The organism is Caryophanon latum (assembly GCF_001700325.1).
GTDB lineage: Bacteria > Bacillota > Bacilli > Bacillales_A > Planococcaceae > Caryophanon > Caryophanon latum.
Genome location: NZ_MATO01000026.1, coordinates 1 through 1629, shown reverse-complemented (window position 1 = coordinate 1629; position 1629 = coordinate 1). Strand labels below are relative to the sequence as shown.

The following is a 1629-nucleotide window of genomic DNA, read 5'->3' as shown; positions in this document are numbered from 1 at the left end:
CCCATAGCCATCAAGTTAAGAAAATATGTTTGAAAAATGAAGAAAAGCGCTACCTACTTAGTAACTTCTAAGAAAGGTGGCGTTTTTTATGATGCCCTTACACCAAGAAATGAAATTACTTCACCAACAACTTCTGACACAATTTTCAGCTGAAACGATTACGCAGCTTGCAATCGATACAAAATTCATTCAACGAACACGTAAATTAACGGCGATGGATAGCTTATTATTATTTGTTTTTTCAAGCAAACATTTAAGTAAGTCCTCATTAGAAAAATTAAGCACTCATTTAGAAAAAGTAACAGGAAAAGAAATTTCGGCTGAAGGACTTAATCAACGTTTTAACTGGCGAACCGTCGTTTTTTTACAAGCGATTTTCGAGCGACTTCTTCAAACGAAATGTCTGCACTCTTTTCAAAAACTAATGAAATACTCTACCATTTTCGAAAAGATTCGTGTCTTGGATTCTACAGCTTTTCAAATCCCAGATGCATACGCAGACTGGTTTCCTGGAACAGGCTGTACCTCGGTTAAATTTCAAATTGAATTTGAATTATTAAGCGGACAATTTACGCACGCCCATTTTGAACCAGGTCGTGTGCATGATGCTAAAACAGGCAATCAACTTAGTCAAACGATACAGCCAAAAGAACTGATTTTACGGGATTTAGGTTATTTCAATTTAGAGGAGTTGGATAAGTTAAACACCAAAGGCCAGCGTTATTTTATTTCGAGATTACGCAATAATGCGATTGTCTATACGAAAAACGCAACGCCGTCGTACTATCAAAATGGAAAAATCGTAAAAAATACCGAGTTTCATCGACAGACGATCCAAGCATTAGCCGAAACGGTTCCACTAAATGAAACGAAAGAGTTTGAGGGATTTTATGTAGGGAAGGCGAACGTGAAGATGCCTGTTCGTTTGGTGATCTGTCATTTCACATCAGCTCAACAGGAGAAACGTCTCGCACGAATGAATGAAATTGAACGTGTGAAAGGTAGACATTATAAAGAAAAAACAAAGGAAATGAGTGCTTACGGCATGTATATAACCAATTTGCCAATCGAAATAGAGAAAGACGAAATTTATCAAATTTATTCGCTTCGCTGGCAAATCGAACTATTCTTTAAAGTTTGGAAATCTACGATGAATTTAGTATCTTGTAAGCCCATGAAAATCGAGCGGTTTATCTGTTATTTTTATAGTCAACTCATTCGCGTCATTTTATGTACGATGATTACTTATCAAATGCGGTATATATTGTGGGAGAAATCTCAAAAAGAGTTAAGTGAAATGAAAGGAATCGAACTGTTTTTCGATAACCTAGTTGACATCTATTTAGCCATGAAAGAAAGTACCGAATCAGTTGTCCAAGCGCTCATTCGTATTTTCCACCAACTAGAAAGGAATGGCATTAAATCCAGGAAAAAAGGTAAACCTACTTTCCAACAACTGATTGGCACTCTCCAATAACTACTCTTTATATAACCGTTTTAGTAGCTATAAAAACACACCTATATTTTCAAGAAAATGGATGTATAGGTGTTTTCAACGTGTTTAAATAACATAAAACCCATTCGATTCATTTTGAAGAAATGAATCGAATGGGTAAACTTGATGGCTAT

Annotated in this window: 1 protein-coding gene; it reads left to right on the top strand. The window is 35.8% G+C overall.

What is annotated here, in order from left to right; genetic code table 11:
* Positions 1-88 precede the first annotated feature (88 nt).
* Positions 89-1477 carry an IS4 family transposase gene (locus tag A6K76_RS06260; protein WP_066463184.1) on the top strand — a complete coding sequence of 463 codons (1389 nt, stop codon included), beginning with the start codon at positions 89-91 and terminating at the stop codon, positions 1475-1477.
* The last annotated feature ends 152 nt before the right edge of the window (positions 1478-1629 follow it).